At 59.1% G+C, this 25,734-nt stretch carries 23 protein-coding genes and 4 pseudogenes; 12 read left to right on the plus strand and 15 right to left on the minus strand.

All coding sequences use genetic code 11. The features are described 5' to 3' along the window. Positions 1-488: 488 nt before the first annotated feature. The 6 genes from P0D73_RS43515 to P0D73_RS43540 all read left to right on the plus strand — a co-directional run bounded on the left by P0D73_RS43515 (position 489) and on the right by P0D73_RS43540 (position 8,835). Positions 489-1,520 (plus strand): acetamidase/formamidase family protein, encoded by a 1,032-nt coding sequence (locus P0D73_RS43515; RefSeq protein WP_132381025.1) that lies wholly within the window; start codon positions 489-491, stop codon positions 1,518-1,520. A gap of 175 nt (positions 1,521-1,695) precedes the next feature. Next, on the plus strand, positions 1,696-4,071 hold the full coding sequence (locus P0D73_RS43520) for an acetamidase/formamidase family protein (RefSeq protein ID WP_408290633.1): 2,376 nt from the start codon (positions 1,696-1,698) through the stop codon (positions 4,069-4,071). A 139-nt stretch (positions 4,072-4,210) separates the two neighbouring features. After that, positions 4,211-5,113: a polysaccharide deacetylase family protein gene (locus P0D73_RS43525; protein WP_408180885.1), complete on the plus strand. Its 903-nt coding sequence runs from the start codon at positions 4,211-4,213 to the stop codon at positions 5,111-5,113. Positions 5,114-5,184: 71 nt separating this feature from the next. Beyond that, positions 5,185-6,042 carry an ABC transporter substrate-binding protein gene (locus tag P0D73_RS43530; RefSeq protein WP_132381031.1) on the plus strand — a complete coding sequence of 286 codons (858 nt, stop codon included), beginning with the start codon at positions 5,185-5,187 and terminating at the stop codon, positions 6,040-6,042. A 59-nt stretch (positions 6,043-6,101) separates the two neighbouring features. Continuing rightward, a complete protein-coding gene (locus tag P0D73_RS43535) occupies positions 6,102-7,805 on the plus strand; it encodes an amino acid ABC transporter permease/ATP-binding protein (protein WP_408315552.1) in 1,704 nt (567 codons plus the stop codon). Positions 7,806-7,818: 13 nt separating this feature from the next. Next, the gene (locus tag P0D73_RS43540) at positions 7,819-8,835 is read left to right on the plus strand and encodes an alpha/beta fold hydrolase (RefSeq protein ID WP_408315671.1); all 1,017 of its coding nucleotides are present in this window, start codon (positions 7,819-7,821) and stop codon (positions 8,833-8,835) included. 112 nt (positions 8,836-8,947) lie between these two features. Here the strand turns inward: P0D73_RS43540 and P0D73_RS43545 are convergent. The 11 genes and pseudogenes from P0D73_RS43545 to P0D73_RS43595 form a co-directional block, all read right to left on the minus strand. After that, positions 8,948-9,167, minus strand: a pseudogene (locus tag P0D73_RS43545) (branched-chain amino acid ABC transporter substrate-binding protein); the annotation flags it as partial. An 86-nt stretch (positions 9,168-9,253) separates the two neighbouring features. After that, positions 9,254-9,709 (minus strand): ribonuclease, encoded by a 456-nt coding sequence (locus P0D73_RS43550; RefSeq protein ID WP_132381035.1) that lies wholly within the window; start codon positions 9,707-9,709, stop codon positions 9,254-9,256. A gap of 289 nt (positions 9,710-9,998) precedes the next feature. Continuing rightward, entirely contained in the window at positions 9,999-10,640 is a 642-nt protein-coding gene (locus P0D73_RS43555) for an NrsF family protein (protein WP_408435951.1), read from the minus strand. Further along, a complete protein-coding gene (locus tag P0D73_RS43560) occupies positions 10,640-11,185 on the minus strand; it encodes a sigma-70 family RNA polymerase sigma factor (RefSeq protein ID WP_408315673.1) in 546 nt (181 codons plus the stop codon). Before P0D73_RS43560 ends, P0D73_RS43555 begins: the two co-directional genes overlap by 1 nt. 23 nt (positions 11,186-11,208) lie before the next feature. Beyond that, positions 11,209-11,635: pseudogene (locus P0D73_RS43565) on the minus strand (sigma factor-like helix-turn-helix DNA-binding protein). 9 nt (positions 11,636-11,644) lie between these two features. Then, entirely contained in the window at positions 11,645-12,145 is a 501-nt protein-coding gene (locus P0D73_RS43570) for a DoxX family protein (protein ID WP_408315556.1), read from the minus strand. Between the two features lie 492 nt (positions 12,146-12,637). After that, entirely contained in the window at positions 12,638-12,949 is a 312-nt protein-coding gene (locus P0D73_RS43575) for a hypothetical protein (protein WP_408290646.1), read from the minus strand. Between the two features lie 891 nt (positions 12,950-13,840). Continuing rightward, positions 13,841-14,059, minus strand: a complete 219-nt coding sequence (locus P0D73_RS43580; RefSeq protein ID WP_132381047.1) for a hypothetical protein — start codon at positions 14,057-14,059, stop codon at positions 13,841-13,843. A gap of 842 nt (positions 14,060-14,901) precedes the next feature. After that, positions 14,902-15,189: a hypothetical protein gene (locus tag P0D73_RS43585; RefSeq protein ID WP_408315558.1), complete on the minus strand. Its 288-nt coding sequence runs from the start codon at positions 15,187-15,189 to the stop codon at positions 14,902-14,904. 738 nt (positions 15,190-15,927) lie between these two features. Next, positions 15,928-16,161: a hypothetical protein gene (locus tag P0D73_RS43590; protein WP_408180880.1), complete on the minus strand. Its 234-nt coding sequence runs from the start codon at positions 16,159-16,161 to the stop codon at positions 15,928-15,930. 153 nt (positions 16,162-16,314) lie between these two features. Continuing rightward, on the minus strand, positions 16,315-16,881 hold the full coding sequence (locus P0D73_RS43595; RefSeq protein WP_132381051.1) for a universal stress protein: 567 nt from the start codon (positions 16,879-16,881) through the stop codon (positions 16,315-16,317). 666 nt (positions 16,882-17,547) lie between these two features. Between P0D73_RS43595 and P0D73_RS43600 the strand changes: the two genes are divergently transcribed. Continuing rightward, positions 17,548-17,802 (plus strand): hypothetical protein, encoded by a 255-nt coding sequence (locus tag P0D73_RS43600; RefSeq protein ID WP_132381055.1) that lies wholly within the window; start codon positions 17,548-17,550, stop codon positions 17,800-17,802. 356 nt (positions 17,803-18,158) lie between these two features. Here P0D73_RS43600 and P0D73_RS43605 read toward each other — a convergent pair whose 3' ends face one another. Together P0D73_RS43605 and P0D73_RS43610 are read right to left on the minus strand one after the other, a co-directional pair. Beyond that, positions 18,159-19,613, minus strand: coding sequence for a PAS domain-containing sensor histidine kinase (locus P0D73_RS43605; protein WP_408315561.1), 1,455 nt, complete (start codon positions 19,611-19,613; stop codon positions 18,159-18,161). 323 nt (positions 19,614-19,936) lie between these two features. Then, a pseudogene (locus P0D73_RS43610) lies at positions 19,937-20,283 on the minus strand (CatB-related O-acetyltransferase); the annotation flags it as partial. Between P0D73_RS43610 and P0D73_RS43615 the strand changes: the two are divergent. Then, entirely contained in the window at positions 20,259-20,447 is a 189-nt protein-coding gene (locus P0D73_RS43615) for a hypothetical protein (protein WP_408315563.1), read from the plus strand. The pseudogene P0D73_RS43610 and the gene P0D73_RS43615 sit on opposite strands and share 25 nt — an antisense overlap. A 16-nt stretch (positions 20,448-20,463) precedes the next feature. On the opposite strand, the gene P0D73_RS43620 is transcribed toward P0D73_RS43615, so the two are convergent. Then, positions 20,464-20,805: a winged helix-turn-helix transcriptional regulator gene (locus tag P0D73_RS43620; RefSeq protein ID WP_132381059.1), complete on the minus strand. Its 342-nt coding sequence runs from the start codon at positions 20,803-20,805 to the stop codon at positions 20,464-20,466. 94 nt (positions 20,806-20,899) lie between these two features. Between P0D73_RS43620 and P0D73_RS43625 the strand changes: the two genes are divergently transcribed. Next, positions 20,900-21,226, plus strand: coding sequence for a nuclear transport factor 2 family protein (locus tag P0D73_RS43625; RefSeq protein WP_408315565.1), 327 nt, complete (start codon positions 20,900-20,902; stop codon positions 21,224-21,226). Continuing rightward, positions 21,226-22,005, plus strand: coding sequence for an SDR family oxidoreductase (locus P0D73_RS43630; protein WP_408315675.1), 780 nt, complete (start codon positions 21,226-21,228; stop codon positions 22,003-22,005). Before P0D73_RS43625 ends, P0D73_RS43630 begins: the two co-directional genes overlap by 1 nt. Positions 22,006-22,743: 738 nt before the next feature. Here P0D73_RS43630 and P0D73_RS43635 read toward each other — a convergent pair. Next, the gene (locus P0D73_RS43635; RefSeq protein ID WP_408435953.1) at positions 22,744-22,962 is read right to left on the minus strand and encodes a hypothetical protein; all 219 of its coding nucleotides are present in this window, start codon (positions 22,960-22,962) and stop codon (positions 22,744-22,746) included. Positions 22,963-23,374: 412 nt separating this feature from the next. Between P0D73_RS43635 and P0D73_RS43640 the strand changes: the two genes are divergently transcribed. After that, positions 23,375-25,459, plus strand: a complete 2,085-nt coding sequence (locus tag P0D73_RS43640) for a putative bifunctional diguanylate cyclase/phosphodiesterase (protein ID WP_408315567.1) — start codon at positions 23,375-23,377, stop codon at positions 25,457-25,459. Positions 25,460-25,525: 66 nt separating this feature from the next. After that, a pseudogene (locus P0D73_RS43645) lies at positions 25,526-25,734 on the plus strand (MBL fold metallo-hydrolase); the annotation flags it as partial.

Here is a 25,734-nt window from a genome sequence, read left to right on the forward strand (position 1 = left end):
GCTGGAGACAGAGCGCGACGAGATGCTGCTCGGCCTCATCGAACTGCGCACCAAAGGAAAGGCGCGTTAAAGGTACGGATGCGGCCACTCCGCAGGTGGCCGCGGCTCACGTGGAGTGGCCGCGGGAAGTTGACACTCCCTTATCGAAAAAAATTCCTCAAATGGAGGACTCGACCAATCCTGCAATCGAAAGCGAACCGGATCGGCTTACCGGAATCATTCAATCGACGCAGCACACGCGGGTGTGCGAATGTCAGGAAAGCGACCTGTAGTCGCCTCGCCAACGCCAATGCCTGAACGTCGGCACGACCGGCTACGCTTAAGCCCCGACACTACAAGACCCTCGTAAGCGCGGTGGTGCCGGAACGAGCTTCGCCCACGCACAAGCTTTTGTACGCAGTCACCCAAGTGTAACTATTCTGTCGCTCGTACGATCTGTCATCGGTCGCGTTGCACCGATCGCACACTCTTACGGAGCTTCAGAAAGCATGCTTCATGACCTGCCAGCTATCCAGAAAAATGTTCACTGGGGATACTTTGACGCGGCGCTAGCGCCCGCACTGATCGTCGAGAGCGGCGACTTCGTTCGCGCCGAAGCGATCACGCATCATGCAGGCGACGCCCCCGACCTCATGATGGATGACAAGGTGCGCGCGCTCTACGACACGATTCCCGAATCCGATCGCCAACCCGGCGTGCATCTGATGACGGGACCGATCTTCGTGAAGGACGCAAAACCTGGCGACCTGCTGGAGGTACGTTATCTGCAGATGATTCCGCGCTTCAACTACGGCTCGAATCTCGCGGCGCACTGGGGTCATCTGTTCACCGACTTCGAGAAGGAACGCGTCACTATCTACGAACTCGATCAGGCATCTAACACCGCTCACGCGCTGTATGGGTATGACTATCCCGGCAAATATCTCGTGCCGGGCAAGCGCTCGGAGATTCGCGACTGCTGCCGCGAACCCGCGCTCGAAGGCATTCGCGTGCCGGTGCGCCCTCATCTGGGCACGGCGGGCGTCGCGCCCGATGTGGCGGGCCGCGTAAGCACCGTGCCGCCGGGCGCACATGGCGGCAATATCGATAACTGGCGCATCGGCGCGGGCTCCACCATGTACTACCCGGTCGCCGTGGACGGCGGGTTGTTCTCGATCGGGGACCCGCATGTATCGCAAGGAGATGGCGAAATCAGCGGCACCGCGATCGAGGCGTCGCTCAATGTGATGTTCCAGATCGTGCTGCGGCGCGACTTCAGATTTCCCTCGCCGCTGCTGGAAACGCCCGAATACTGGATTGTCCACGGCTTTGATGAAGACCTCGACATCGCGACCAAAAACGCTTCACGCGATATGTTGTTGCTGCTTACCGAGCAGCAAGGCCTGTCCCGCGACGACGCGTATTCGCTAATGAGCGTCGCCGCGGATTTCTCCGTGACCCAGGTCGTCGATGGCCGTCAGGGCATTCATTGCAAGATCCCCCGCAGCATTTTTCCTCCGAAGAAAAAGCCTCGCGCGTGAGTTGTGCGCGTGCGCTACGACGGTGCGTCCGCGCACAGTTGTAGCGCAGCGCGGTAGCGGTGCGTCCACGCACCGTCGTAGCGCAGCGCCACAGCGCTAACGGCGTTGTTATCGATGGCACGGACATTGCCTTTGAATCACTCGACTGACGTTCGTCAGGGTCCGGGAGCCTGGGTTGGACTTACTGCGTTTCACCACCGAGTCGTACGCCGAAGTAGATCGCCTGCGAGCATGGAACGAGGCGCTCGACCGGCTTGGTCTGCGCTGCGGCGCGCCTCAGGCAGCCGCGCGCCACTTGCATGGAACCATCAAGTCGCGCAAGTCGAGCAACGGCTTTGAACTGATCGCGCTGGCCGCGTTCGCGCAAACTATCGAGCTCAAAGTCGACGGCACCGACAGTCTCGTGATCGTGCTGCATCTCGACGGAGGCGTAACGCTCGTCGCCGACGGTGTGCGCGCGCGAGTTGCAACCGGTGATATTGTCTATGCGTCGTCGCGCGAGGAAGCGGGCCTGTCGTTCACCTCCGACTTCCGTGCGTTCGTGATCCGCGTGCCCCGCGCCGCCATCAACGCACGCCTTCTTACACCGTTCTCACTGCGTGCCGGGCGTTTGCCCGGAGACGCCGGTATCGGTCACGTCTTTTCAGGCTTTCTGCGCTCGATTGCTGAAAGCGTGGAGACGTTGTCACTCGACGATCTGCGTCCCCTCGAACTCGCGCTCGCGGAGTTTTTGGTCGCCAGTCTCGTCGGGCACGACAAGGAAGGCAGCTTCAGTGGCCTCACGCCGTCTCAGGCCGCGCTCTTTTCACGTATATGTCGAACCATCGAAGGCAATCTCGCTGACCCCGATCTCGGGTTGACATCGATAGCGAAGGAAGAGCGCGTGTCGCCGCGCTATTTGCAGAAACTGTTTGAAGCGGTTGGACAGAATTTCTCGACCTACTTGCGCTCACGCAGACTGGAGCGCTGCCGCGCGGATCTGGTCAATCCCCTGTATGAAAAGCTTTCGATTGCCGATGTCTGCTTCCGTTGGGGTTTCAACGACCCCGCGTATTTCAGCCGCGCGTTTCGCGAGCAATATGGCGCGTCGCCACGCACTTTCCGGCATGAAGCGGGTCTTGAATTAGCGCGCCTTCTCGTGCGGCGAATCTCGCGCGGCTTGCCCGTCAACGCCGGGAGTCTGATCGTGCAGGCACAGCTCGCCGAGCAGGGTGCGGTTCATGAAGTTGCGGACGAGACCGGCTCCGCCGAGCAGCTTGACGCGCCTTCGGCACCCCTGTCCCGCGAGTCCGGCAAGCCGCGTCATCATCTGTTGCGCGCGACGGCCAACACAATTCACTGGGGTTACTTCAGTCACGATCTGAAGCCCGTGCTCGAACTGAACAGCGGCGACACGGTGACGATCGAAACACTCACGCAACACGCGGCGGATGATTGGGAGCGCATGGTGCAGGGTGATCCTGGCGCTGAAAGCGTGTTCCACTGGACCGCCGGGCGCAAGAACGTCAATCGCCGCGGCGCCGGTCCCATGGATGCGTCCATCTATGGACGTGGCGCGGGTGAAGGCTTCGGCGTGCATATCTGTACCGGACCGATTGCCGTGCGCGGCGCGGAACCCGGCGATGTGCTGGAAGTGCGCATTCTCGACATTCACCCGCGCCGTTGCGCCAATCCTAAATTCGCCGGCCGCGCGTTCGGCAGCAATGCCGCTGCGTGGTGGGGCTTCCACTATCGCGAGTTATTGACCGAGCCGAAACCGCGCGAGGTCGTCACCATCTATGAACTTGATGCCGACGCCACCGCAGGCAAAACCGCCTGCGCGCGCGCTGTCTATAACTTCCGCTGGACACCTCAGCGCGATCCCTTTGGCGTGATGCATCCGACAATCGACTATCCCGGCGTGCCAGTCGATCATTCGACGGTGGTCGAGAATCACGACATCCTGAAGAACGTCCAGATTCCGGTGCGTCCGCACTTCGGCGTGATCACGGTCGCGCCGCAGCAGGATGGTCTGATCGATTCGATCCCGCCCTCCACCTTCGGCGGAAATCTCGACAACTGGCGCGTGACGCGTGGAGCGAGCGTGTTCTTGCCAGTCGGGGTGCCCGGCGCTCTGCTCTCCGTCGGCGACCCGCATGCATCGCAAGGAGATTCAGAACTGTGCGGCACCGCGATCGAATGTTCGCTCACCGGCGACTTCCAACTGGTGCTCCACAAGAAAGAGACGCTCGGCAGGCAGGTGTTTGCGGACCTCACCTATCCGCTAGTCGAAACCGCCGACGAATGGGTTCTTCACGGCTTCAGCTATCCGAACTATCTGGCCGAGTTCGGCACGAGCGCGCAAAGCGCTGTGTACGAAAAATCCACGCTCGATCTCGCGATGCGCGACGCGTTCATCAAAACCCGGCGCTTCCTGATGACGACCAAGGGCCTTTCCGAAGATGAGGCGATCTCTCTGATCTCGGTCGCAGTCGACTTCGGCGTGACGCAGGTGGTAGACGGCAACTGGGGCGTGCACGCGATCATCCGGAAGTCGCTCTTCACCGCGTGAAGTAGCGAGTAGTGACCTCCGATACGCGTGCGTACAAGAGTTTGTTCGCAGCAAGCTCGATGCCGCGATTTTGGCTTCCCTACCATGGGTTCTGACTTGAACACAGGCGCACGCGCCGTTCGACAGGACTCACTGGACCATGGATTCTCCCGCACATCGCACGCTGCCCGGCCACGGGCGCTTTCAATATTTGCCGATCAACGGCCGCCCTGTTTATCGTTGGCCCGACGGTTCCCGGTTGGCGGTCTATATCGGCTTCAACATCGAGCACTTTGCGTTCGGTGAAGGACTGGGACCGACTATCGGCCCGGTGATGCCCGAACCCGATGTGCTCAATCACGCGTGGCGTGAATACGCATTGCGTGTGGGCGCATGGCGCTGTCTCGATCTCTTCGATGAACTCGCACTGCCAACCGCGGCCATCATCAACACGGCGCTCTACGATCACTGCCCCGAACTGGTCGCCGCGTTCGCTCAGCGTGGCGATGAACTCGTCGCGCACGGCCATACGAATTCGGAACGACAAGGAACGCTGACTGAAGACGACGAACGCGCGTTGATCGTTGCTTGTCGCGAGCGGATCGCGGCGGAGAGCGCGCAACAGCCGGCCGGCTGGTTATCGCCGTGGCTCTCGGAAAGTCATGTCACCAGCGATCTGGTGGCCGAAGCGGGTTATCAGTACACGCTCAATTGGTGTCACGACGATCAGCCCACGCGCCTGCTTACGCGCAACGGTCACCCGCTGTGGGCGATTCCGTATCCGGAGGAGGTCAACGATATCCCGATGATCCTTGCGCGCCAAATGGACGCGAAATCGTTCGCCGATCTAGTGATCGATCACTTTGAGGAAATGCTGCGGCAATCCGCGCGAGAACCGCTGGTGATGGGCATTGCGCTGCATGCGTACCTGATGGGACAACCGCATCGTTTGTGTCACTTGCGGCGGGCACTCGAACATATTGCCCGCGCGCGCGACGAAGGCCGGGTCTGCATCACCACGCCTGGTTCGATTGCAAACCACATGGACTTTCTCGGGCATTAGATCACTTCACTTTCACTTTGCCATGCCGCCCTCGTCCGCCCATATTTCCTTCAACCTCAATAGGATTCGCCATGTTCATGTCAAAGGCAATCAAGCTGCTGCTATGCGCACTCACCGGTCTTCTCCTCGCACAAGGCGCCTCAGCGCAATCGTGCGAACCCTCCAAGGTGGCTCAAAAATATCCATCGCTTGCGGGCAAGACCATCAAGATCGGCGTGGACCCCGAGTCGCCGCCGTATGCGTTTCGTGACAGCAAGGATTTCAATAAGATCATCGGCGCCGATGCAGACATGGCCCGAACCGTGTTTGACTGCGCCGGCGTGAAGACGGAATTTTTCACTGCCGGCTGGCCGGGGCTGCTGCCCGCACTGCGTGCCGGACAGATCGACGTGATGTGGGACTTGCTGTACTACACGCCGGAACGCGCCAAGGAAACGACCTTCGTCACGTATATGCAGGCCGGCACGGGCGGTCTGGTGGCGGCTGGCAACCCCAAGAAGATCGATGACATCTCCAAGCTCTGCGGCCTCACGGTCACGGCAGGCATTGGCACCGTCGAACTGACGATGGCGCAAGCGCAAGCCGCCAAATGCAAAGCCGAAGGCAAGCCCGACGTGACCATCATGACGTCCGCCGATATCGCGTCGGGCGCACGCCTCGTCGCAAGCCATCGCGCCGATGTCATGATGTACGACCTGGCGCTCGTCGACGGTCTCGCGAAACAGAACCCACAACTCTACATGCGCGGCTTCATGGTGACGAGCGGTATGAAGATCGGCGTGGGCGTGAAGAAAGGCAACGCCGATATGATCGCCGCCGTTTCCGATGGACTCAAGATCATGCAGGCCAATCAGACGCAGAAGAAGACCTTTCAGCGATACGGCGTAGATCCGTCGCTGCAAACGCCGACCACACTGCTTACTCAATAACGGCTGCCTGCGCGGCACACCGTGTCGTGTGCCGGTAGCGTCATGGATCAGGTTCGGAAATGAAGGCATTGCGTATCAAACACATCGTAGTCGGCGCTCTCGGTATGGTTGCCATGTTCGTATTGCAGCCGGCGATGGCGGCCAGTCTCGATGGCGCTCAGGTGTTCGACGGTTTCAAGGAGCTGGCCGGTTATGTCGGCTCGCCCTTCCTGCTCGGCGGCGCGTGGATCGCGGTGAAGATTACGCTGATAGCGATGTCGATCGGGCTGGTGCTCGGGCTCGGTCTTGCGCTGATGCGGCTGTCGCGATTCAAGGCCTTGAACTCAGCGGCGTGGGGTTATATCTGGTTCGTGCGCGGCACACCGCAACTACTGCAACTCGTGTTCATCTTCGACGCGTTGCCGCTGATCGGTTTGCGTTTCGATGAAGTCACGACCGCGGTTATCGGCTTTGCATTGAACGAGGCGGCGTTCAGCGCTGAACTGTTTCGTGCCGGCATCTTGTCAGTGAACCGTTCGCAATCGACCGCCGCCGCCGCACTCGGCATGGGACCGTTGCTGACGTTACGCCGCATTATCCTGCCGCAATCGATGCGCGCGGTGATCCCGGGTCTCGCCAATGACACCATCGGCATGTTGAAGCTAACGTCGATCGCGTCGGTGATCTTCGTCAACGAGCTAACGTTTCGCTCGCAACAGGTCGTCGGCCAGAACTTCAAGTTCTTTACCGTGTTCGGCGCGGCGGCGGTGATTTATCTGGTCCTGACGAGCGGGATCTCCTTGCTTCAGGTGTGGCTCGAAAGCATCTTCGATCACGAGCGCGACCGAAAGGTCACGTTGTCGTGGTTCGGACTGCGCCCTTCGACGCGTGATGTGAAACCGCTCGATGCACCGATTGACTTTCCGGTCGCCGCAAAAGCGCCGGAGGCGAACGATCACGCATGGATTGGGACGCTGCTGCCTGCCGAAAGTCGCACGCCGCGGCATCGCGATGAACCGTTTGTAGCGTGCAGGAACGTCTGGAAATCGTATGGCAAGCGCGAGATATTGCGCGGCGTCGACCTGTCGATCGGGCATGGCGAAGTGGTCGTCATCCTCGGCCCGAGCGGTTCCGGCAAAAGCACACTGCTCAAGCTGATTAACCATCTCGAACCACTTGACTGGGGAACGATCAAGGTCGATTCGCAGTACGTGGGTTACCGGGAAGTACCGGGTGGCGGCGGCACGGTACGGCCCCTGCACAACCTCGCACGCGCACGCGCCGAAGCGCGCGTGGGCATGGTGTTCCAGCATTTCAATCTCTTCAGTCATTTGAGTGCGCTGGACAACATCGTCGAAGCACAGCGGCAGGTCTATGACGTGCCGCGTGCCGAAGCGCAAGCACTCGGCCGGGAGTTGTTGAAGAGCGTGGGGCTCGCCGCGCACGCGGATTTTCTGCCGCATCGGCTATCAGGCGGGCAGCAGCAGCGCGTGGCGATTGCGCGTGCGCTCGCGATCAAGCCCAAGTTGATGCTCTTCGACGAACCGACTTCGGCGCTCGATCCAGAACTTGTCGGTGAAGTGCTTGGCGTGATGCGCGGGCTGGCCGATGCCGGCATGACGATGGTCGTGGTCACGCACGAAATCCGCTTTGCTCGCGATGTCGCCGACCGCGTTGTCTTCATGGACGGCGGCGAAGTTATCGAGCAAGGGACGCCGCAGCAGGTCATCGACAACCCGACTCACGAGCGCACCCAAAAATTCCTTAACGTCGTCGCCAATTGAATATGAGGCTCACATGACAGACTTCGAAACTTTCAATCTCGGCCGCGTCGTGCTGCAGTCCGGTGCGACGCTCTCTGACATGCTGCTCAGCTACAAGACGTATGGCCGTCTGAATGCCGCGCGCGACAACGCGATCGTCTATCCGACGTTTTATAGCGGCAGCCATGTCGACAATGAGTGGCTGATCGGGGAGCACATGGGGCTCGATCCGCGGGAGTATTTCATCATCGTGCCGAATATGTTTGGCAACGGCGTATCGAGTTCGCCCAGCAACAATCCACCCCCTTATGATCGCGGCCGCTTTCCGCATGTGACGCTCTACGACAACGTCGCGATGCAGTATCGCCTCGTGACCGAGAAGTTTGGCATCGAGTCGCTCAGGCTCGTCACCGGCTGGTCGATGGGCGCGATGCAGGCGTTCCACTGGGCCGCGATGTATCCGGAAATGGTCGAACGCATTCTGCCGTTCTGCGGGGCGGCGCGGTGCTCGCGGCACAATTTTGTGTTTATCGAAGGGCTTAAGGCTCCATTGCTGTTGGACCCGGAATTCAAGGACGGTTTCTACGATGCACCGCCGACGCGTGGAATGCGCGCTGCCGCGCGGGTGTTTGCCGGATGGGGATTTTCGCAGGCGTTTCTGCGTCAACGGCTCGACATGGAAGCAATGGGGTATGGCTCTCTTGAGGACTTCATTACGCAGTTCTGGGAAGGCGACTTCTTGAAGAAGGACGCGAATAATATCTTGTCGATGATGTGGAGTTGGCAGTACGGCGATATTTCCGCGAATTCTCTATATAAGGGAGATTTCGATCGAGCGTTGGCCAGTATCACTGCAAAGGCTATTGTGATGCCCGGGCGCACGGATCTGTATTTTCCGCCGGAAGATAGTGAGTATGAGGTTTCGAAGATGCCCAATGCAAAGTTGCGGCCTATCGAATCGGTTTGGGGTCATTTTGCGGGCGGTCCCGCAGCCAACGCTATCGATGTTAAATTCATCGATAGTGCCGTGAAGGAAATTCTGGCTGCGTAGTGTTCTGCTCTTTTGCGCTCGGTTCCGCGTGCGCCAGACTTTTTCCGCACGGTCTGGCGCGAGTTCGGGAGGATCGCATTGCCCAGTTGAATCCGCCCTGGCTAAAACGCGCTTACTTCTCGACGACACCCAGTAGCGCCTGCTTGCCTCCCACGTATTTGTACAGCGAAATCACGCCGTGCCGCAGGTCGCCTCTTGAATCGAACTGCGTTTCGCCAAGCACACCGTGGTAGTCGGTTGCCGGCATCGCGGAAAGGATCTTCGCGGAGTCGGTTGATTTGCGCGCACTTCATCGCCGCGACAATCACGCCCACGGCGTCGTATGCAAACGGTCGTGTCTTCGCAGCACGGTCTTTGCAAACACAACACCCCGGCGTCTCCTTTATCAGAGGCCCGGGGCGTTTTTCATTGGCTCAAGTTATTCTGCAATGCGTTTGAAACTGACGTAGTAATCGTCGGTGTAGTAGCAGTCGCCGGTCTGCTTGCGCGGTCCACCACATACGATGCGGCGCTGCCCACGATCCGCCGAGCCAGGCGTGCGAACTGTGTAGGTGTGGTAGTAGCCACGCGGATGCTGCGGCAGCAATGCCGCGCTGTTGCGGAACAGGACACCGTCCTCGCCAAAAGGGAAAGGTCCGCCCGCTTTGATCAGACGCAGTGTTTCGGCAGCTTCCGCCGACAACTGCGCTTTAGTGACGGTGGCCAGCGTGCCCGATGCGACGGGTGTGGCGCTCGCGGCCTGCCCAGGCTGAACCGGCGCCTGACTCTCGGATGCGCCCGATGCTTGAGTAGCGTTTTGCGATCCGTCCTTACCGCATCCGCCGAGGATCGCGCTCAAGGCAAGGATGTACGGGAAAGCCCACGCTTGCTTCACGAAGCGGATGTCTCCGGGTTGACCAGCATTCGACGACCACGAACGATTTAAGGGTATCGCTAACGGCAGAGTGAATCAATGTCCGGCCCGAAATAGCAATTTTTAACTCGACAACCAGGCCGTTACACGGTTCGCGGCGTTCGAGAAGTATGCAAATCAAGCAGATTGCGGCGACGCTCGTTTTATCGAACAGACGCACAGTCGAGGCGCTTTCAGCCGCGGGCGCCGCCGGCCCACTGCCTTTTGGACGGTCCATTCGCCCATCGCTACAGTGCTTCGTCCCGTAACTTCACCACCGAAGGAGCGTCGGCCCAAGCAGTGCCCCGGCGGCCGTCGGAATCGACATCCCGATCAGATACCAGGTTGCCCAGAACGGCACACTCATTTCCGGACATCGAAGACTGTAGGCAAGCGCGCCGATCGTGCCTGCAACAAGTCCGGTGGCCGCGCCCGTGAGGCGAAGCCGCGTCGGCGCGAGAGCACGCGCCGCCCACAGCGCGGCCGCGAACGCGGGTAACGAGATCAGCGCGATGTTGAAAGAGCACGAGCGCCAAGTGCGACCCATCAGTAGGTGCTCACGCGCCTCGGGCGGCGCGAACCAGAGCACCAGTAGTGCGGCAAGCCACACCAGTGCCACCGGCGTCGCGAGTACGGCCCACCAGCCCCCTACAACCCTGCCGGGTCGCCCGAGGCGCACGCAGGCCGCCAACGCTGCAACCGCGAGACATGTGGGCCACACGAGCTTCGCCCAGAACAGCGGAGCATGCAGAAGAAGGGCGATATCATGCCGCACGCCGTAACCGAGAATCACGATCGCAAGCGCACCCATTGCGCCGAACGTGAGCGCTCCACCGAAGCGCTTTGCAGCGACATGTCGTTCGACAGGCGCAACGCCTGTCGCGAGCATCGAAATCAGATCCTCCGTTTTCATCAGGATATCCCTCGAATCTTCATGGCCAAAGCCCTCAGCCCGCGATGCACGCCTACTTTCACAGCCGATTCCGATAAGCCGGTCAGGCGCGACGTTTCCTCGACGGTAAGCCCTTGCAGCTTGACGTGCACGATCGGCAAACGCTGACGGTCCGGTAGCTGGTCGAGCAGCTTGTGCACATCGCGCCTTGCGTCCGCGGGTTCCGTGTCCGATGCGGCGAAGATATCGGCTTCGTCATCAAGCGGTTCCTGGAACGCCTCGCGACGCGATCGCGCACGTAGATGGTCCGTCAGCTTGTAGCGCGCAATCGCGTTGATCCAGGTGGTCAGCGGTTCGTCCGGGCGCCAGGTATGGCGTCCGTTATGCACGGCCAGCAGGATTTCCTGCACGACGTCTTCGATATCATGAGGCAGATAGTGCAGCCGTTTGCGCAGTAACGCCCGCAGATGTCCGGTCAGGTCCTGCAGAAACGCTCGATACGACGCGGCGTCGCCTTCCAGCGAGCGGACCAGCAAGTTTCTGAGCCGTTCCTCGACTGGACGCATCGGCCCGGCGTGCGTCCCGCGCGTCACGTTGACGTGACTCCGAGCTTCGATTCTGGCCGCACGCGGGCGGTCACGTCACGCAACCGCTCGCGTCCACGTGAGAGCCGCGACATGACCGCTTCAACCGGCATGCCGAGCATCAGCGAGATTTCCGCGTAACTCATGTCGTCAAGACCGAACATCAGTACCACTTCGCGCTGCTGTTCCCAAAGCATTTGAAAGACCCAATCGAGGTCTCGCACTTCGAGACACGAAATCTGGTTGCCGCTGTGTGTGATCGTCATTTGCCATCGGCGCTGATTCGTGCCTCGTCGAAATCGCATCGCGTAGCGCAGACTTCGCTCCAGCGTGTCCTGCACCAGATCGTCGGCGTAGCCACGGTCGCCCACTCGCGCGCGCATAACGGCGAAGATCAGGTACCTGGTCAGCAATGCCGTCCTGAAATTCCATCGCCCTTCCCTATTGCCGCCCGTCGCGACTAAGCCAGCCATCGACGGAAAACGGTCCCGATCCCCCCAACATCAGCGCGGCAAGACACGCAAGATAAAGCAGATCGGTCTCGTAGCCCGGCGGACCGAACTGCGGACCGGCCGACGTGACGGCCATCAGCTTGATCGACAAGAACCCGTACGGAAGATGCACAGTCAGCGCCGCAACCATCAGCACCGCGATCATTGGCAGACTGACGAGCGACACGAACGCGCCGGCGAAGATCGCGAGACCCCCGATCAGTTCGATTGCAATGGTCGCCCACGCCATGAAGTGTGGTGCCGGCACACCGAGCGCGTGCAAAATCCCGGCAAATGCATCCGGATGCTTGACGATCTTTGAGTAGCCGTGCGCCATGAACCCGTAACCGACGATCAGCCGCAATGGCAGGGGTGCCCATCGGGCGAGGCTCCAGCGGTCCGTCAGCCGGGCGGGATCGGTGAAACGAAGCAGGTGGCGGACAGTGTCCATGCGCAAGGTCTCCTGATGAACGTTAGCAAAGAACAACGGGCGATGCAGGTGGGGTATGCATTCGCCCGCTCTCTTTGTAGTTCGTCGGGGATGGATGCGCGGTTACAGTGAGGCTGAATATTTTTTCCTTGGCACGCGCCTGCTCCACTGTTGCCGGTCACTTGTCAGTAAAAGCCGGCTCAGACAGGGCATGCCGCTACAGCCGCTGAACTGTGTCGCCAGTTGCTGTTATTCGATCACCCCACGGGCATGCAACCAGCCAATGTGCCGCAAGCCAATGCCAAAAGAGGTCAGGGAGAAACAAAAGACCGCTGTCCTTGAGGGCAGCGGTCTTCCTTAGGATGGGTGGCGCATGAGGGACTCGAACTCCGGATTTGCGGATGTCGTGAGGATAGTCCGTCACGACACACGCTATGCGAGTCGATGCCTCGCTCTGCCGGGGCTTGAACTGCTCACGCCCCCGTCAGCATTTACGCGTCGACGACGCAACTGTTATTGGCCGGCGGCCGGCGACACTACGCTCGGGGTCGCCAGCGTGTTGTGACTCCCGGGAGCGTTGGTCAGGGACGTCGAGCTATTGTTAGTGCTATTCGGCATGCCCGAGTTCGGCGACCCGGCGCTCATGCCGCTGTCCGAGTTGGTGACGCCGGGCGTGCCGTAGCCGCTCGTTGCATTGGCCGGCGATACCGCGGCCGGCGACACGGTGGTCGGGGTCGCCAGCGTGTTGTTGCTCTGTGCATAAGCACCGCCCGCCAGCGTGAGTGCGGCGAGGGCCGCGATTAATGTGCTGGTTGCCTTGTTCATGACCCGCTCCTCCTTAATTGGACTGGAATTTCGACGCAAACGATCTATTCATATTTTTCCAGGTGACACCAAGTTTAGGAAAGCGGTCGCTAATAATTAAGCGCATTGTTCGCAAGGGTGAATTTCGATTTTCGAAGGGACCCTAAACGGGTCCTGGTCCCCAATCTGAGGCCGGTGTGGTCCGGTATGCGCGGTGCATGCTACGTGACCCGCGAGGAAACTGATTGGTGGTGTGGATAGCGAGCAGCCAGTTGAGCGGGGCCGGTGAGCAAACTTGCAACCGAGCTCCCCCATGATTGGCAAAGGTCTGGGCGGAAGAAGCGAAGGTCGCTTCCTGGCCGCACTGAGCCGGATGATGGCCGTCGCAGGTGGCCTCTTGAGTCGTCGGCGAACAACGCCCGGAACGTCTCGGAGGACTTTCATTGCTTCGCGTCATGCCCAACATGAACGAAAGGAGCAGTGACGACGACAGCCTCACGTTCAACGAGCCGATCGACGCGGGCAAGGCCTACGCGAACTGAGCGTCGTGCTATTTCCCTCGACAAAAACTGCCGGGGAACACGCATGCGAAGTTTCGACAGCGTAGTGGACGAAGCCAGGCTGGTCGCCACCGTGATTTCAAAGCACCGCTTGTCACGCCTTCCCGGGCGAAGCTCGCTGATGCTCGCCCATCACCCACTCGCCAGGCGGGGTGCCATCAGCTGTATTCTGGTACAGCCAGCTTCCGCAGACCGTGCAATTCCAGTTGCTGCTGATTTTCGTCGTGTGGCCCGACGGCCCGATTGCACTGACACCAGAGGCGGCAAGATCGCCATGTGGGGAAACGCTGGATGGCTTGCCAACTAATTCGCGACAGGCGTTGCAAGGCTGCATAACTGTCTCCAATGATGCCTATGCCGAATTCTCGTCGCACCACTGGATCGCCCAGCGCTGCGCCGCCTCGATAGCGGCTGCGTCGGAGGGATAGTCGCCGAGATCGCCTGACCATTTGACCTCGACGGTGTCGCCGCCCACCGAGGCGCGCCGGTAGATCTTTGCACGGGCGTAGTAATGGCCGCCTTCATCAAGAGGTGACGCGTCGATATGGAAGTCCTTGTAGTCGAACTGCATCGTCACCTCCCAATGAGTGGGGAAATCCTACAGGGCGACACTGCGCACAGCAATCGGTTGGGATACCAATCCGTTGCTGTAGGCTGTGGAATTCAGACGCGTGGAGCCATGCCTGCTTGTTCCAGCATTCTTGATTCTTGATCAGTCGGATCGGAGACGCGATCACCTTGATTCGTGATCGTGTTCGACGAGATGTATACGTCACACACAATAGCGACGAGAGACCGTAGTCGACCTCATCCCGGGCGTTGGATCCTCGGCTATCGAAACGGCGGTTCCTCCCGGTTAAACCGGTCATTGAATGTAAGTAGGCAGATCAAGATCTCCAGAAGCGACAGCACGTACGTTTGCGATGCTTAAGAGAACTTTTTCCCGTTTCTTTTTTGAGTGTCTTCGCAGGCTTCGAATCCTTATTCAGCGGTGCGATCACTGGATTCACTTCCTACATTTGCTTCGACATCCTATGCAAGCTTCGCCTGGAGGAAATGAACCAGCGAGATGGCGCCATCGATGCCTTGGCGCGCAGAGATGCTGCGCGCACAGTGGGCGATGCGTCCCGCGTCCGGCGATTTACACACCGTCGAAGGCGGCACTGCCCCGCGTAACTGCGTCACGATATTAACGTTGTGACTGGCGATACCGGGAATTAGCTGGGGACGAGCTGTGTCGCGAATGTGGCAAGAAGAGGCAAATCATGGACATTTGGCTTGTTGCCACCATATCTGGGCTATAAGCTTTCATTAACGCGGACGAATCCCCGCGTTTTGTGTGTTAAGTAGCCGTGGGCAAGTCCTGCGGCTTCTTTTTATGCGACCGCCGGAAAGAATCCGCAGGGAGCCAGATCAAGAAATGTTCTGGCGCGGCGTTCGATGTTGTCGAGATTCCGGGCGACGCGGACAAGTGCTTCCCGATGGCGTCGGCCGGCCATGGGCCTCAAAGTCGTCCAGTTGAAGCAGCAAACTATCCAGCGCGCAGAGTTGGGCGCGCGTCAGGTGAGTCCGATTCAGAAGCTCGTGGAGCCGTCCGCGCCAGTATTTAGCCGACAGGATTGGTCCGCCGAGGTCTCCTGTCAATGATGGAACCATCACGCGTGCAATATGCGCGATGTCCTGGTCAAAGAACATACCCATGTGCGCCCCCTAATGTGGTTTTGGCCTGCGCCCTATTGTTTTACGTCTGATAAATACTTTAGACCAGTTTTTGCGGCATGCCAAATATTGGGATCGATGGCGGTAAGTCTCAGACGACAGTCTCGCGAGCCGTATTGGTTGTCTGGGAGCGTTGGCCGCCCCTTCAGTGGCCTGGATATTCGCCGTCCATGCTCGTTGCCATGACCTAAGATATAAGTATGATCGCGAGCAAGGAGACGACCATGGTCGAGTCAATTTCGGCAGTGTTTCTTGGGGCGATCGTCCTGATCATGGCTGCTATCCTGATTGCGGAGCACTACAGACGCGAACATCATCGGAATCGGCAACTTCGGTGGCTGGACACGCACCCAATGCGCGACTGGTTACACCGTAGGCCGTGACGCAGGCAGGTACGTAGAGTCCCGCGCGAAGCAGCCAGCGAAAACTGGTTAATGGCAGCGATTTTGCCGGTGGCCGTGTATCTTCACGTTGGAACCGAGGATGGGCATCGTACCAAGGCCGCATAACGCTTCACTGTAGCGACGGTTTCGCAGCTTGCCGCGATCCGTAACGTGAAGTCGTGGTTAGTAGATTGTCGAAGTCACCACCAAGCGCGCGAGCACGTCGCGCGCGAAGTGGTTCGACGTTTGCGCTCGCTGCAAAGGCGTGCGCCGCTGGCATCAATCACGGGACTGCATAGAACACGCCGGACACTCGTGTCCGTTCATTGCGTGCGAATCAGGTCTTGTCCGGTGTTTTCAGCTCGATCAACATCCGCTCACAACCGCCTTGATCCGGCACCATGCAGCCGAGCAAATGTTCACTGCTCGGCATCAGCATTTCGCCACCCGTCTGAATCGCCAACGTCATGCCGGGATTCTTCTGCCATACGATGAGGCCGAAACATGCAAGCGCCAACAGCACGACGAGCGAGAACGCGATCCTCTCCAGCTTCCAATAGATTTTCGGCATACCGACACCTTCAGCATGGCACAGGGTTTGAGATGAGCGCTCGCGCGCGGCCCACAAGTAACGGCTGAGGTAATGTCAACTTAAGCTAATCGGCCTGACCAATATCCCGCTTCAATAGCATTTTTGGCGCACTGACGCCGGCCAGCAATTCCGTTAAGTTGACAGTGCCGGAGTAACTGCAAGCGGAATTCGCCCGATGATGAATCCATGAGGCGACGAAGACTTCGATGTTGTCGATTGCTTGCGGGCTCCTGCTTCGCCCACTACGCCCGTATGTGTCGACTGCCGCACCACCAGAACGGGAATAGCGCTATGGGTCAGTACCTTCTGTGTCTCGCTGCCGATCAACAGGCCACGCACACCGCTGCGTCCGTGGGACGCCATGACAATCAGGTCACAATTTCGCTCGATGGCGGTGCTGATGATCGCTTCATAAGGATGAGCGCGGGTGGTGGCAACCGTTTCGCATATCACGCCCGCTTGGCTTGCGGCCTTCGTGACAGCCACGAGAAAGGCTTCTGCACGCTCCCTGTTGACCTGAACGAATCTCTCCTCGGTATCCGCGAGCATTTCGGTTCCATATGCCAAAACATGGAACTCCGGCATGACATGAAGTCCCGTAACCGAGGCGTCATTTTCGGCGGCGAGCGTCACCGCCATCTGGACTGCGACTTCGGAAAGTGCCGAGCCGTCGGTCGGCACCAGCAGATGCTTGAACATGACATTTCCCCTCGCTCGACGTGCGGGCTGTATCCGACGCGCTCTTAACCGCTCGCGACATCGACATTGACGCCGCTATAAATTACACTTAGCTTTCATTATAGGCACTGGCGTCATTTGCGACGTATTTTCTGCTCGCAGCTCGGTTAGGCGGCAGTGCCGCATCTCGAAGTGGGATTTCAGTCAGGTTGATTTCCTCAATTTGACAGTGTCGTCGTCACACTTAAGCACTTTATGTGGAAAGGTAACAGTCACCACGCGCAAAGATAACAACATTACAATATGCTTTCATATTCTGAAATCATGAGGGCATGCAATGGTTCTATTTCACCGCGGCGCACTGATTCAGGCGTCGACGATAAGGGACGGAAACACGTTCGTAGCCCGCGCCTGCATTTTGAAGGAAGACGGCGAATCCACCTCATTGGGTGATCTTGGTCAGTTCGCAAACCAGACCTGTGCATACGAGTTTGCCGTGCGCTGCGCGAGCGCTTTCGTGGATGGCGTACCGATGCCTCGCTCCCCGTTCCGCAGATCATCAGCCTCGGACGAGGCAGCAAATAGCTAACGACACTCCGCGGCATCCGGCAGACGGCCCTGAGGCAGTGAACGACTGCTTCCTCAGCAAATAGGTCGAATCGGAAGCAGCAAAGCCAAGGAAACATGATGTCCAAACCACTGTTAAGCCGTTTTCAGTACACCCGCAAGCATGGCAAGCAACGCACATACAACGTAACGGTGAACCTAGTGCAAAAGGCTTCCGGTGTTTGCGCTTACGCAGCATGGGTGCATTTCGAAACCGAATTTAAGGGTTCGGGTTTGATGCTCCCACTCGTTGCCAACACACCTGATGCCGCCGTACGGGAGGCACGGATGCGTATCCAGAAGGACATCGACGATCTGGTCGGCATCGTCGAGTAAAGGCGGTAACAAGTGTGATCGTGGTCGGGCTGGAACACCTTTACGACGCTGTACCAAAATCCGCGCTCGCGATGAATGTCTTCTCCTGCCGCTGCAACAGTTGTAGCGGCAGGGCAGCGAACCTCCGCCGCGGCCCGCCCTCGGTACCGATCCCACCGCGAACTTCCGGTTGCGACCCAAGGCGGCCATACAAGCCCATACAGCGGCATGTCCGCTATTCGGTCTTGTGAGAAGTCGGATAAGCCGACCCTCGACCCGCCCTGGAGTGCCGTCATGTTGGCGCGACGAAACCGCCGTCATCAACCAGAAAGGCCGTTGAGCCCGGTCGATCACGGCACCGACTGCAAGGCGTCTAGCTATGCGGCGTCCCCTACGGGTAACGTAAAGTAAAACGTCGCGCCTTGATCCGTATTGTTTTCAGCCCATAGCCGCCCGCCATGCATCTCGATGATGGTACGGCTGATCGACAACCCAAGGCCAAGGCCTTGGGATTTCGAGGTGACAAACGGGTTGAAGATCAGCGCGAGCAGGTCGCCGGGCAGGCCCGCCCCGCGATCGCGCACCGCAACGCGCACTACTTGGGGGCTCTGAAGCGTGATGGACACGGCCACCATACGGTCGCTAGCCGGACGACCGTCCATTGCGTCGAACGCATTGAGCAAGAGATTGAGCATGACCTGCTGCAACTGTACCTTGTCGCCGTGCACTGTGGCCGGAGTGGCATCGTAGTGGACTGACATGCGCATACCGCGCGCGATCGCGTCAAATTGCAACAACTGCACCGCGTCGCGGATTACAGCGACCGGATCGAGCGGCGCGATTTCTCGCTCGCCTTTCTTGAGAAAGGTGCGAATCCGCCGGATTATTTCGCTCGCGCGGTTGGTCTCCTGAACAATGTCTTTCAGTATCTCGAGCACTTCGGCCAGATCGACCGGATCCGTGGCCATAAACCGCTGGGCGGCCTGAGTGTTGCCCAGAATTGAGGTAAGGGGCTGGTTCAGTTCGTGTGCGAGCGACACTGCTAGTTGAGCCATCATCGATACGCGCGTCAGATGGGCCAGTTGCTGCCGGTTTTGGTACAGTTCATATCGCTCTGTTTTGTCGATGATGACCGCGAGCACAGTCTCGTCATCTTCGAATCGAACCGTCTTGAGTCCGGCCTCGACCGGGAACTCCGTTCCGTCCTTGCGCCGTGCGAACAGATCGCAAGGCGCCCCCACTGTCGAAGCGTGTGCAATGCGTAAGGTCTCGGATTGCGGCATAGCCCCGCTATCGCCCAGCAGCTGTGGGACGAGCATAGTCGCAGGCTGTGCAATCAGTTCGTCGCGTTGATACCCGAAGAGCTTTTCGGTCTGCTCGTTGGCCAGCACAATCCGCCCGTGTTGATCAACCATGAGAATTGCAACCGGCAGGAATTCCAGAGCGCTTCGGAATTTTTCTTCAGCCTGCCTGCGGTCGGTGATGTCGACGCATGAACCAACATAGCCGAGAAACGTACCGTCGACGTCCTCCTGCGGCACGCCGGTATCGAGGATCCAGCGATACACGCCATCCCGTCTTCGCAGACGGTATTCCATCGTGAAATCCTTGCGTGCGTCAAACGATGAGACATAAACGTTCAGGCAGCGTTCGAAATCGTCCGGGTGCACGCCCTCTGACCACCCGTTGCCCATTTCCTGCTCCAGCGTGCGCCCCGTAAAATCCAGCCACCGCCTGTTGAAAAACGTACACAGCCGATCCGTATCCGACATCCAGATCATCACAGGAGCCGCGTCCAACATCGTTCGGAAGCGTGTTTCGCTTTCCAGCATCGATTCCTCCACTAGCCTATGCTCAATAATTGTGCAGGGTCCGCAAGCAACAAAGCGGGTCAAAAATTGACTCGGTCGTGGTCGTTTAATAGGCATGGTAAAGGTGGCGCATGCTTACAGCAACGAACCTTGATCAGACGCGGAATAGTGGCCGCCTGGATTCGGCCTATGAGAAGCTTTGCATAAGGCCGAAGAGCGGCCCGTTCACGGCGAGATCGATGACCGTCTCTTCATGGCCAAAGGGCTGCCCAATGCGATGAGCATATGTGTCACGCACATCGCGATGCGACGATCGACGGCAGGCACTTTGTCCGGCGAAACGCTCAAAACGTCCCTCTGGTACCCCTCTCAATCTCGCGTGTCTTGATCGCGTCGGCCAAAGGTCCCATCGACTGGCTGTTTTCTTCGAACGGCCAGTCCCACCAGTTCATCTCAAGCAGTATTTCAATTTCTCCGTCCGAAAACCGCTTTCGAATCGGCTTCGCTGGGTTGCCGCCGATGACCATATAAGGCTCAACATTCTTCGTTACGAGAGCGCGACTTTCGATCACGGCACCATGTGGCCAATGCGGACACCTGGCATGATCATCGCCTCGGAACCGATCCAGACATCGCTTCCGACAATCGTGGCGCCGGCGGGTTCGAATGCATCGCAAGCGTCGGCAAACGCTCTCCAAGCGGCTGGTGCGCCTCGCAGCGCTCAGCAACCCTGGAATGAGAGGCATTGCAACACTGCTCGGCTGTGCAACCCGTTCGAGCGAAGAGGCCATTGTCGCCAAGGCCGAGTGCCTGATTCGCCTTGGCTTGCTCCAGCAGTCAAAAGAAGCCGCGTGAGGCGCCACATCGGGTTTTAGTCGGCTTTGGGCAACTCGTCCCGCTGCTCCGCCCATTTGAGGAGTGCGTCCAAGGCGGGGCAGATTGCCTGTCCCCAGTCGGTCAACCGATATTCCACCTTAGGCGGAACCTGGGGATAGAGCTTCCTCGCCACGATGCCATCGGCCTCCAGCTGGCGTAGCTGCTGCGCCAGCATCTTCTGCGAAATACCGGGGATGAGCTTCTCTAAATCGGAGAAGCGCTGCACCTTGCCATCGAATAGATGGAACAGGATGACCAGCTTCCAGCGCCCCTCCAGCAACTTGAACACTTCTTCGACGCCGGTGGCGGCGGTCGCGGGGGTATAGACCTTTCCCATGGGTACGTAGCTTACTTTTCCGTGCGTTCTTGTTGGGTTGCGAGTTTATGGTGAAAATTACCGTATCGCCCAGCTTGCCACAAAGGCTTCAGACATGAGCATTTCACTACCGGATTCGGTTGCGACCTTTTTTCAGGTGAGCAACGGCGCTGCGCCTTCGGCCCTACGGCGCGCTTTTTCCGAAAAATCGGTCGTCCACGATGAAGGACAGACTTACCAGGGACACGAGGAAATCGAGGCTTGGCTGGCGGAAGCGCAGCGTAAATATGCCTATCGCATCGAACCGTTGACGGCTGTGCAAGACGATGCGGGCGTAACGGTCGTGGCCAGGTATGTCGGTAACTTCCCTGGAACTCCTGCCGATCTCAACCATGTTTTCCGGCTGACCGACAACCAGATAGATTTTCTAAAGATTCACTGATCACCATGAATCTCGAACTCGCCGGCGCGCGCGTGCTCGTCACGGCCGGAACCAAAGGCATTGGCAAGGCCGTCGTCAAACTGCTCGGCGAACTCGGCGCGGACATCCTCACCACGGCCCGAGCCAAGCCGGACTTTATTCCCGAAGCGATGTTCATCGCGGCCGACCTGACCACGCCTGAAGGTTGCGCCACCGTGGCACAGGCTGTCGAGGACAGGCTCGGAGGAGTGGATGCCATCGTCCATGTCCTGGGCGGATCTTCGGGCCCGGCCGGCGGCTTCGCCGCGCTGGATGATACGGAGTGGCAGAGGGAACTGAACCTCAACCTGTTCCCCGCGGTACGACTCGATCGGGCGTTGTTGCCCAAGATGATTGCACAGGGCGCTGGCGTCATCATCCACGTCACGTCCATCCAGCATCGACTGCCGTTGCCCGCATCGACCACAGCTTATGCTGCCGCCAAGGCTGCGCTGTCCACGTACAGCAAGAGCCTGTCGAAGGAGGTAACGCCGAAAGGCGTGCGCATCGTGCGCGTGTCGCCGGGTTGGGTGGAAACCGAAGCGGCCGTCGGCCTGGCGGAACGGCTCGCCAGCCAGGCCGGTACGGATTACGAAGGCGGCAAACAGATCATCATGGATGCACTGGGCGGTATCCCTCTCGGACGTCCGTCGAAACCTGCGGAAGTCGCCAACCTGATCGCCTTTCTGATTTCACCGCGTGCGGCAGCCATCAGCGGAGCGGAATATGTCATCGACGGCGGAACCATTCCCACTGCTTAATGCTTAGACGGCACATCAGCGGGATGCCATAGTCACGCTCGCGAGCTGACGGGAAGCTGACACTTAGTGGAAGTGGATTGTTGGCCGAAACTGGCTGAGAGCCGCAGTGCCCAATTTTCTCCCAATGCGGCCGTCGGGCGAGTCGCGCAGCTCGGTTAACAGCAGCTCTGCGGCGCCATCGCGCACGCGCGGCTGTTGTTAAACGTTGTCCAATGCCTGCCCACACGCGTCGTCGTGCACTCATGGGGCAACGGACAAGGGCAGGCATCGAACAACGCATAACAAACTCAACCGATCGTCTCCAAGCCGAGTACCGCCAGTTTCTGACCTTGGGCAGCAATTGGTCCGTGCCTCGATTGTGTGGCTTCACATTTTTCTGCAGACAAGCATGTTTGAACGACTTGTGGTCAAATCATCCGGTGACTTGTGGCACGTTGTCCAGATCGAGCATATCCGCTACCAGGTTCCCGGGCAGCACTCGGAGTCGACAAGGGATTACAGGGTGACTATCGTATGCCGCCGTGAGACCGGTGGCTGGCGGCAGCGACGGTGGGATTTGAAAGCAGCACAATCTAGTATGGTCATATTCGCATCGGCTCCGACCCACCGGCGCTCGGCAAGTGCGACACGCGGCCTGACCCGGAGGTCCCCATCATGCAGATGATAAAAGTCGTAGTTGGGATAGCAGCCCTCGTCGGCGTAACGGCAGTCCATGCCGACGGCTTCGTCATCACGAGATCAATCGAGAACGGGCGCGAAATGCGCCTCTTCGAACATGCTGCCGAATGTAATGGCGGCCCTGGCGCGGTCATTTACAGGCACGATAAGCGAGTCGATCAGACCTGCAATGTCCGCCTTACTTCGGCAGGCGCGACCGTCGTGATGCCGGCTTTTGAGTCGCGCACGTTCTTCCCGCGCGACACGCTGGACCAAAACTAAAAAGGTTGATTCCGGCAACCGACGAACTCGTGGGCGAAGGTCTTGCCCATCCGCCTCTCGATGCGTCCGTCTGCACGGTGTCCCTCTCGCCTGTTTCTAACCTCGGTTTCGTCGAGACCGGACATTCGCATTTGCTTCGGAACGAAATAAACGGCGATCAAGCTACTGGACGTTTTTTCGCCGCCGCATACCGTCAAACACTGGAATAGCAGCGCTCACCGCAGATTTGGAAGTCCCCCATCGGGCAGCGAGCGGTGAATCCAGCGTACCGGATTATCGGCCCGCGGCCCTTTACAGAGTCCGGCTAAAGTTGCATGCCCGCTAGGTCGTTATACAAGGCGACCTGGTGTTTCAACCATTGATGCAGTCGTGCGAAGGCGAATCGGAAGCAGTCCAGGGAGGTCGGATCAACGCCCACGGGGAATTTGCCATGTTTGCCAGCAGCTACAACAGCCTGCTTGTCCTGTTTTCGCTGCTTGTAGCGATTTTGGCCTCCTATACTGCGCTGGACATGGCCGGTCACATTTCTAGTGCTCAGGGACGCGCAGCCCGTTGGTGGCTGGCTGGCGGTGCATGCGCGATGGGCACAGGGATCTGGTCGATGCATTTTATCGGCATGCTGGCATTCAGCTTGCCGATTCCGCTTGGCTACGATCCCGCGATCACGGTGCTCTCGCTTTTGATCGCCATTGCATCCTCAGCATTCGCGCTGTGGCTTGTGGCTCGAAACGAGTTGCCGTGGTCACGTCTGGTTTGCGGCGCGGTACTAATGGGCGCCGGGGTTTCCGCCATGCACTATACGGGCATGGCGGCAATGCGCATGGCTCCCGAAATCCAGTACGTACCGTCCCTGTTCATTTTGTCCGTCGTCATCGCGATCGTCGCTTCAGGCGCAGCCTTGTGGATCGCATACAACCTGCGCCGCCTTTCACCGCGGGTTCGGCCCTTGCGTGCGGGAGCGGCGATCGTAATGGGCTTTGCCATTGTCGGGATGCATTACACCGGCATGATGGCGGCGCAGTTCCCGCTTGGAAGCGTGTGCCGCGCGGCGCGTGATGGGGGGGACGTCGGGTGGCTGGCGATAGTGATCATCATCGTCACGCTAGCGGTGCTTGCTATCGCGCTGATCATTTCCGTACTCGATCTGCGTCTGGAATCGCGCACCGCCATCCTGGCGATTTCACTCGCCGAGGCCAATCAGGAACTGACCTACCTGGCGCTACACGACAATCTCACCAAACTCCCCAATCGCGTGTTGCTGGAAGACCGGCTCGATCGTGCGATCCAGAGCGCGAATCGGGAAAATAGCCGCTTCGCGCTGATGTTCATGGACCTGGACGGGTTCAAGACGGTCAACGATGCCTACGGCCATCACATCGGCGACCTGTTGCTCGTCGAAGTCGCCCAGCGCATCGGGTTGAACGTCCGGTCACAGGACACGATCGCCCGCGTGGGTGGCGACGAATTCGTGCTACTGGCGGGAGTAGCCGAACCGGCCGACGCGGCGACCCTCGCCGACAAAGTGCTCAGGGTCATTCAGGAGCCCTTTCAGGTGGCCGACCGCCTGCTGCGCATCTCGACCAGCATCGGTATTGCGATCTACCCCGGCGACGGCGCCCGTCAGGACGACCTGCTGACCAATGCCGATGCGGCGATGTATCACGCGAAGGCGTTGGGACGCAACACTTACTGTTTCTTCGAAGCGTCGATGAATGCCAATGTGCATGAGCAGCTACAACTCATGCAGGATCTCCGTTTAGCTCTTGAACGACATGAACTGATTCTCCAATACCAGCCCAAGTTCACCGCGCCCAACGGGCCGGTAGTCGGCGTAGAAGCGCTGGTGCGCTGGTCGCATCCGACTCGCGGGCTCATTGCGCCGGACCAGTTCATCCCCCTGGCGGAGAAAACGGGGTTGATCGTGCCAATCGGTGAATGGGTGCTGGACGAGGCCTGCCGGCAGATCAGCGAGTGGCGCGAAGCGGGCCGGCGTGACTGGACCATGGCGGTCAACCTGTCGGCGCTGCAATTCGGCCATGCAAGTCTGATTCAAACGGTGCGGGACGCCTTGAAGCGTTATGCGCTGGAGCCAGGCTGCCTGACGCTCGAGGTCACCGAGTCGACGGCGATGCGCGATGCCGACGCAAGCTTACGAATCCTGCAGCAGCTTCGCGGCATGGGCGTGAATATTTCAATCGACGATTTTGGTACGGGGTATTCGAGCCTCCTCTATCTCAAGCGGTTACCGGCCAGTGAACTGAAAATCGACCGCGGGTTTATCCGTGATCTCGCCCGCGACACCGAAGACGCAGCGATTGTTTCCGCAATCGTGGCACTGGGCCAGACGCTCAATCTGAACATCGTCGCCGAGGGCGTGGAGACTGCGGCGCAGCAAGAGTTCCTGACCCGGCTTGGTTGCGATTCCCTGCAAGGTTTTCTGCTTGGCCGTCCAATGTCCGCAGAGCAATTGATCGAAACCCTCTCGCATGAGAATGCTCTGAACGACGCGACTTGAGTCAACGCTCTCGAAGTGCGATGCGGAGTGTGTCAAAGTAACAGCTCTTACCGTGAGCGACCCCACATGACCAAGTTACCGATTGCCGACCGATGGTTCGAACTCAAACGCATCAGCGACGACATTACCCTACTTTGGGAACCCCATGTCGTGCCGCTGATGCGCTGCAATATCTGGCATGTGCGCGGCCGCGACCGGGATCTGATGATCGACACGGGAATGGGTATCGTCAGTCTGCAGGAGGCAGCCAGGCACCTGCTGCAGAAGGACGTCAC

The sequence above is a fragment of the Paraburkholderia sp. RL18-101-BIB-B genome, assembly GCF_046026985.1.
In the GTDB taxonomy this organism is placed as follows: domain Bacteria; phylum Pseudomonadota; class Gammaproteobacteria; order Burkholderiales; family Burkholderiaceae; genus Paraburkholderia.

What these genes read in the sequence shown, in the direction of transcription:
- P0D73_RS43525 (WP_408180885.1), top strand. Translation starts at nt 4,211, where the DNA reads ATGGATTCTCCCGCACATCGCACGCTGCCCGGCCACGGGCGCTTTCAA.
- P0D73_RS43585 (WP_408315558.1), bottom strand. Translation starts at nt 15,189, where the DNA reads ATGGGTATGTTCTTTGACCAGGACATCGCGCATATTGCACGCGTGATG.
- P0D73_RS43595 (WP_132381051.1), bottom strand. Translation starts at nt 16,881, where the DNA reads ATGTTCAAGCATCTGCTGGTGCCGACCGACGGCTCGGCACTTTCCGAA.
- P0D73_RS43580 (WP_132381047.1), bottom strand. Translation starts at nt 14,059, where the DNA reads ATGCAGTTCGACTACAAGGACTTCCATATCGACGCGTCACCTCTTGAT.
- P0D73_RS43555 (WP_408435951.1), bottom strand. Translation starts at nt 10,640, where the DNA reads ATGAAAACGGAGGATCTGATTTCGATGCTCGCGACAGGCGTTGCGCCT.
- P0D73_RS43615 (WP_408315563.1), top strand. Translation starts at nt 20,259, where the DNA reads ATGCATCGCAAGCGTCGGCAAACGCTCTCCAAGCGGCTGGTGCGCCTC.
- P0D73_RS43530 (WP_132381031.1), top strand. Translation starts at nt 5,185, where the DNA reads ATGTTCATGTCAAAGGCAATCAAGCTGCTGCTATGCGCACTCACCGGT.
- P0D73_RS43600 (WP_132381055.1), top strand. Translation starts at nt 17,548, where the DNA reads ATGTCCAAACCACTGTTAAGCCGTTTTCAGTACACCCGCAAGCATGGC.
- P0D73_RS43560 (WP_408315673.1), bottom strand. Translation starts at nt 11,185, where the DNA reads ATGCGTCCAGTCGAGGAACGGCTCAGAAACTTGCTGGTCCGCTCGCTG.
- P0D73_RS43640 (WP_408315567.1), top strand. Translation starts at nt 23,375, where the DNA reads ATGTTTGCCAGCAGCTACAACAGCCTGCTTGTCCTGTTTTCGCTGCTT.
- P0D73_RS43590 (WP_408180880.1), bottom strand. Translation starts at nt 16,161, where the DNA reads ATGCCGAAAATCTATTGGAAGCTGGAGAGGATCGCGTTCTCGCTCGTC.
- P0D73_RS43570 (WP_408315556.1), bottom strand. Translation starts at nt 12,145, where the DNA reads ATGGACACTGTCCGCCACCTGCTTCGTTTCACCGATCCCGCCCGGCTG.
- P0D73_RS43625 (WP_408315565.1), top strand. Translation starts at nt 20,900, where the DNA reads ATGAGCATTTCACTACCGGATTCGGTTGCGACCTTTTTTCAGGTGAGC.
- P0D73_RS43515 (WP_132381025.1), top strand. Translation starts at nt 489, where the DNA reads ATGCTTCATGACCTGCCAGCTATCCAGAAAAATGTTCACTGGGGATAC.
- P0D73_RS43605 (WP_408315561.1), bottom strand. Translation starts at nt 19,613, where the DNA reads ATGCTGGAAAGCGAAACACGCTTCCGAACGATGTTGGACGCGGCTCCT.
- P0D73_RS43540 (WP_408315671.1), top strand. Translation starts at nt 7,819, where the DNA reads ATGACAGACTTCGAAACTTTCAATCTCGGCCGCGTCGTGCTGCAGTCC.
- P0D73_RS43535 (WP_408315552.1), top strand. Translation starts at nt 6,102, where the DNA reads ATGAAGGCATTGCGTATCAAACACATCGTAGTCGGCGCTCTCGGTATG.
- P0D73_RS43575 (WP_408290646.1), bottom strand. Translation starts at nt 12,949, where the DNA reads ATGAACAAGGCAACCAGCACATTAATCGCGGCCCTCGCCGCACTCACG.
- P0D73_RS43620 (WP_132381059.1), bottom strand. Translation starts at nt 20,805, where the DNA reads ATGGGAAAGGTCTATACCCCCGCGACCGCCGCCACCGGCGTCGAAGAA.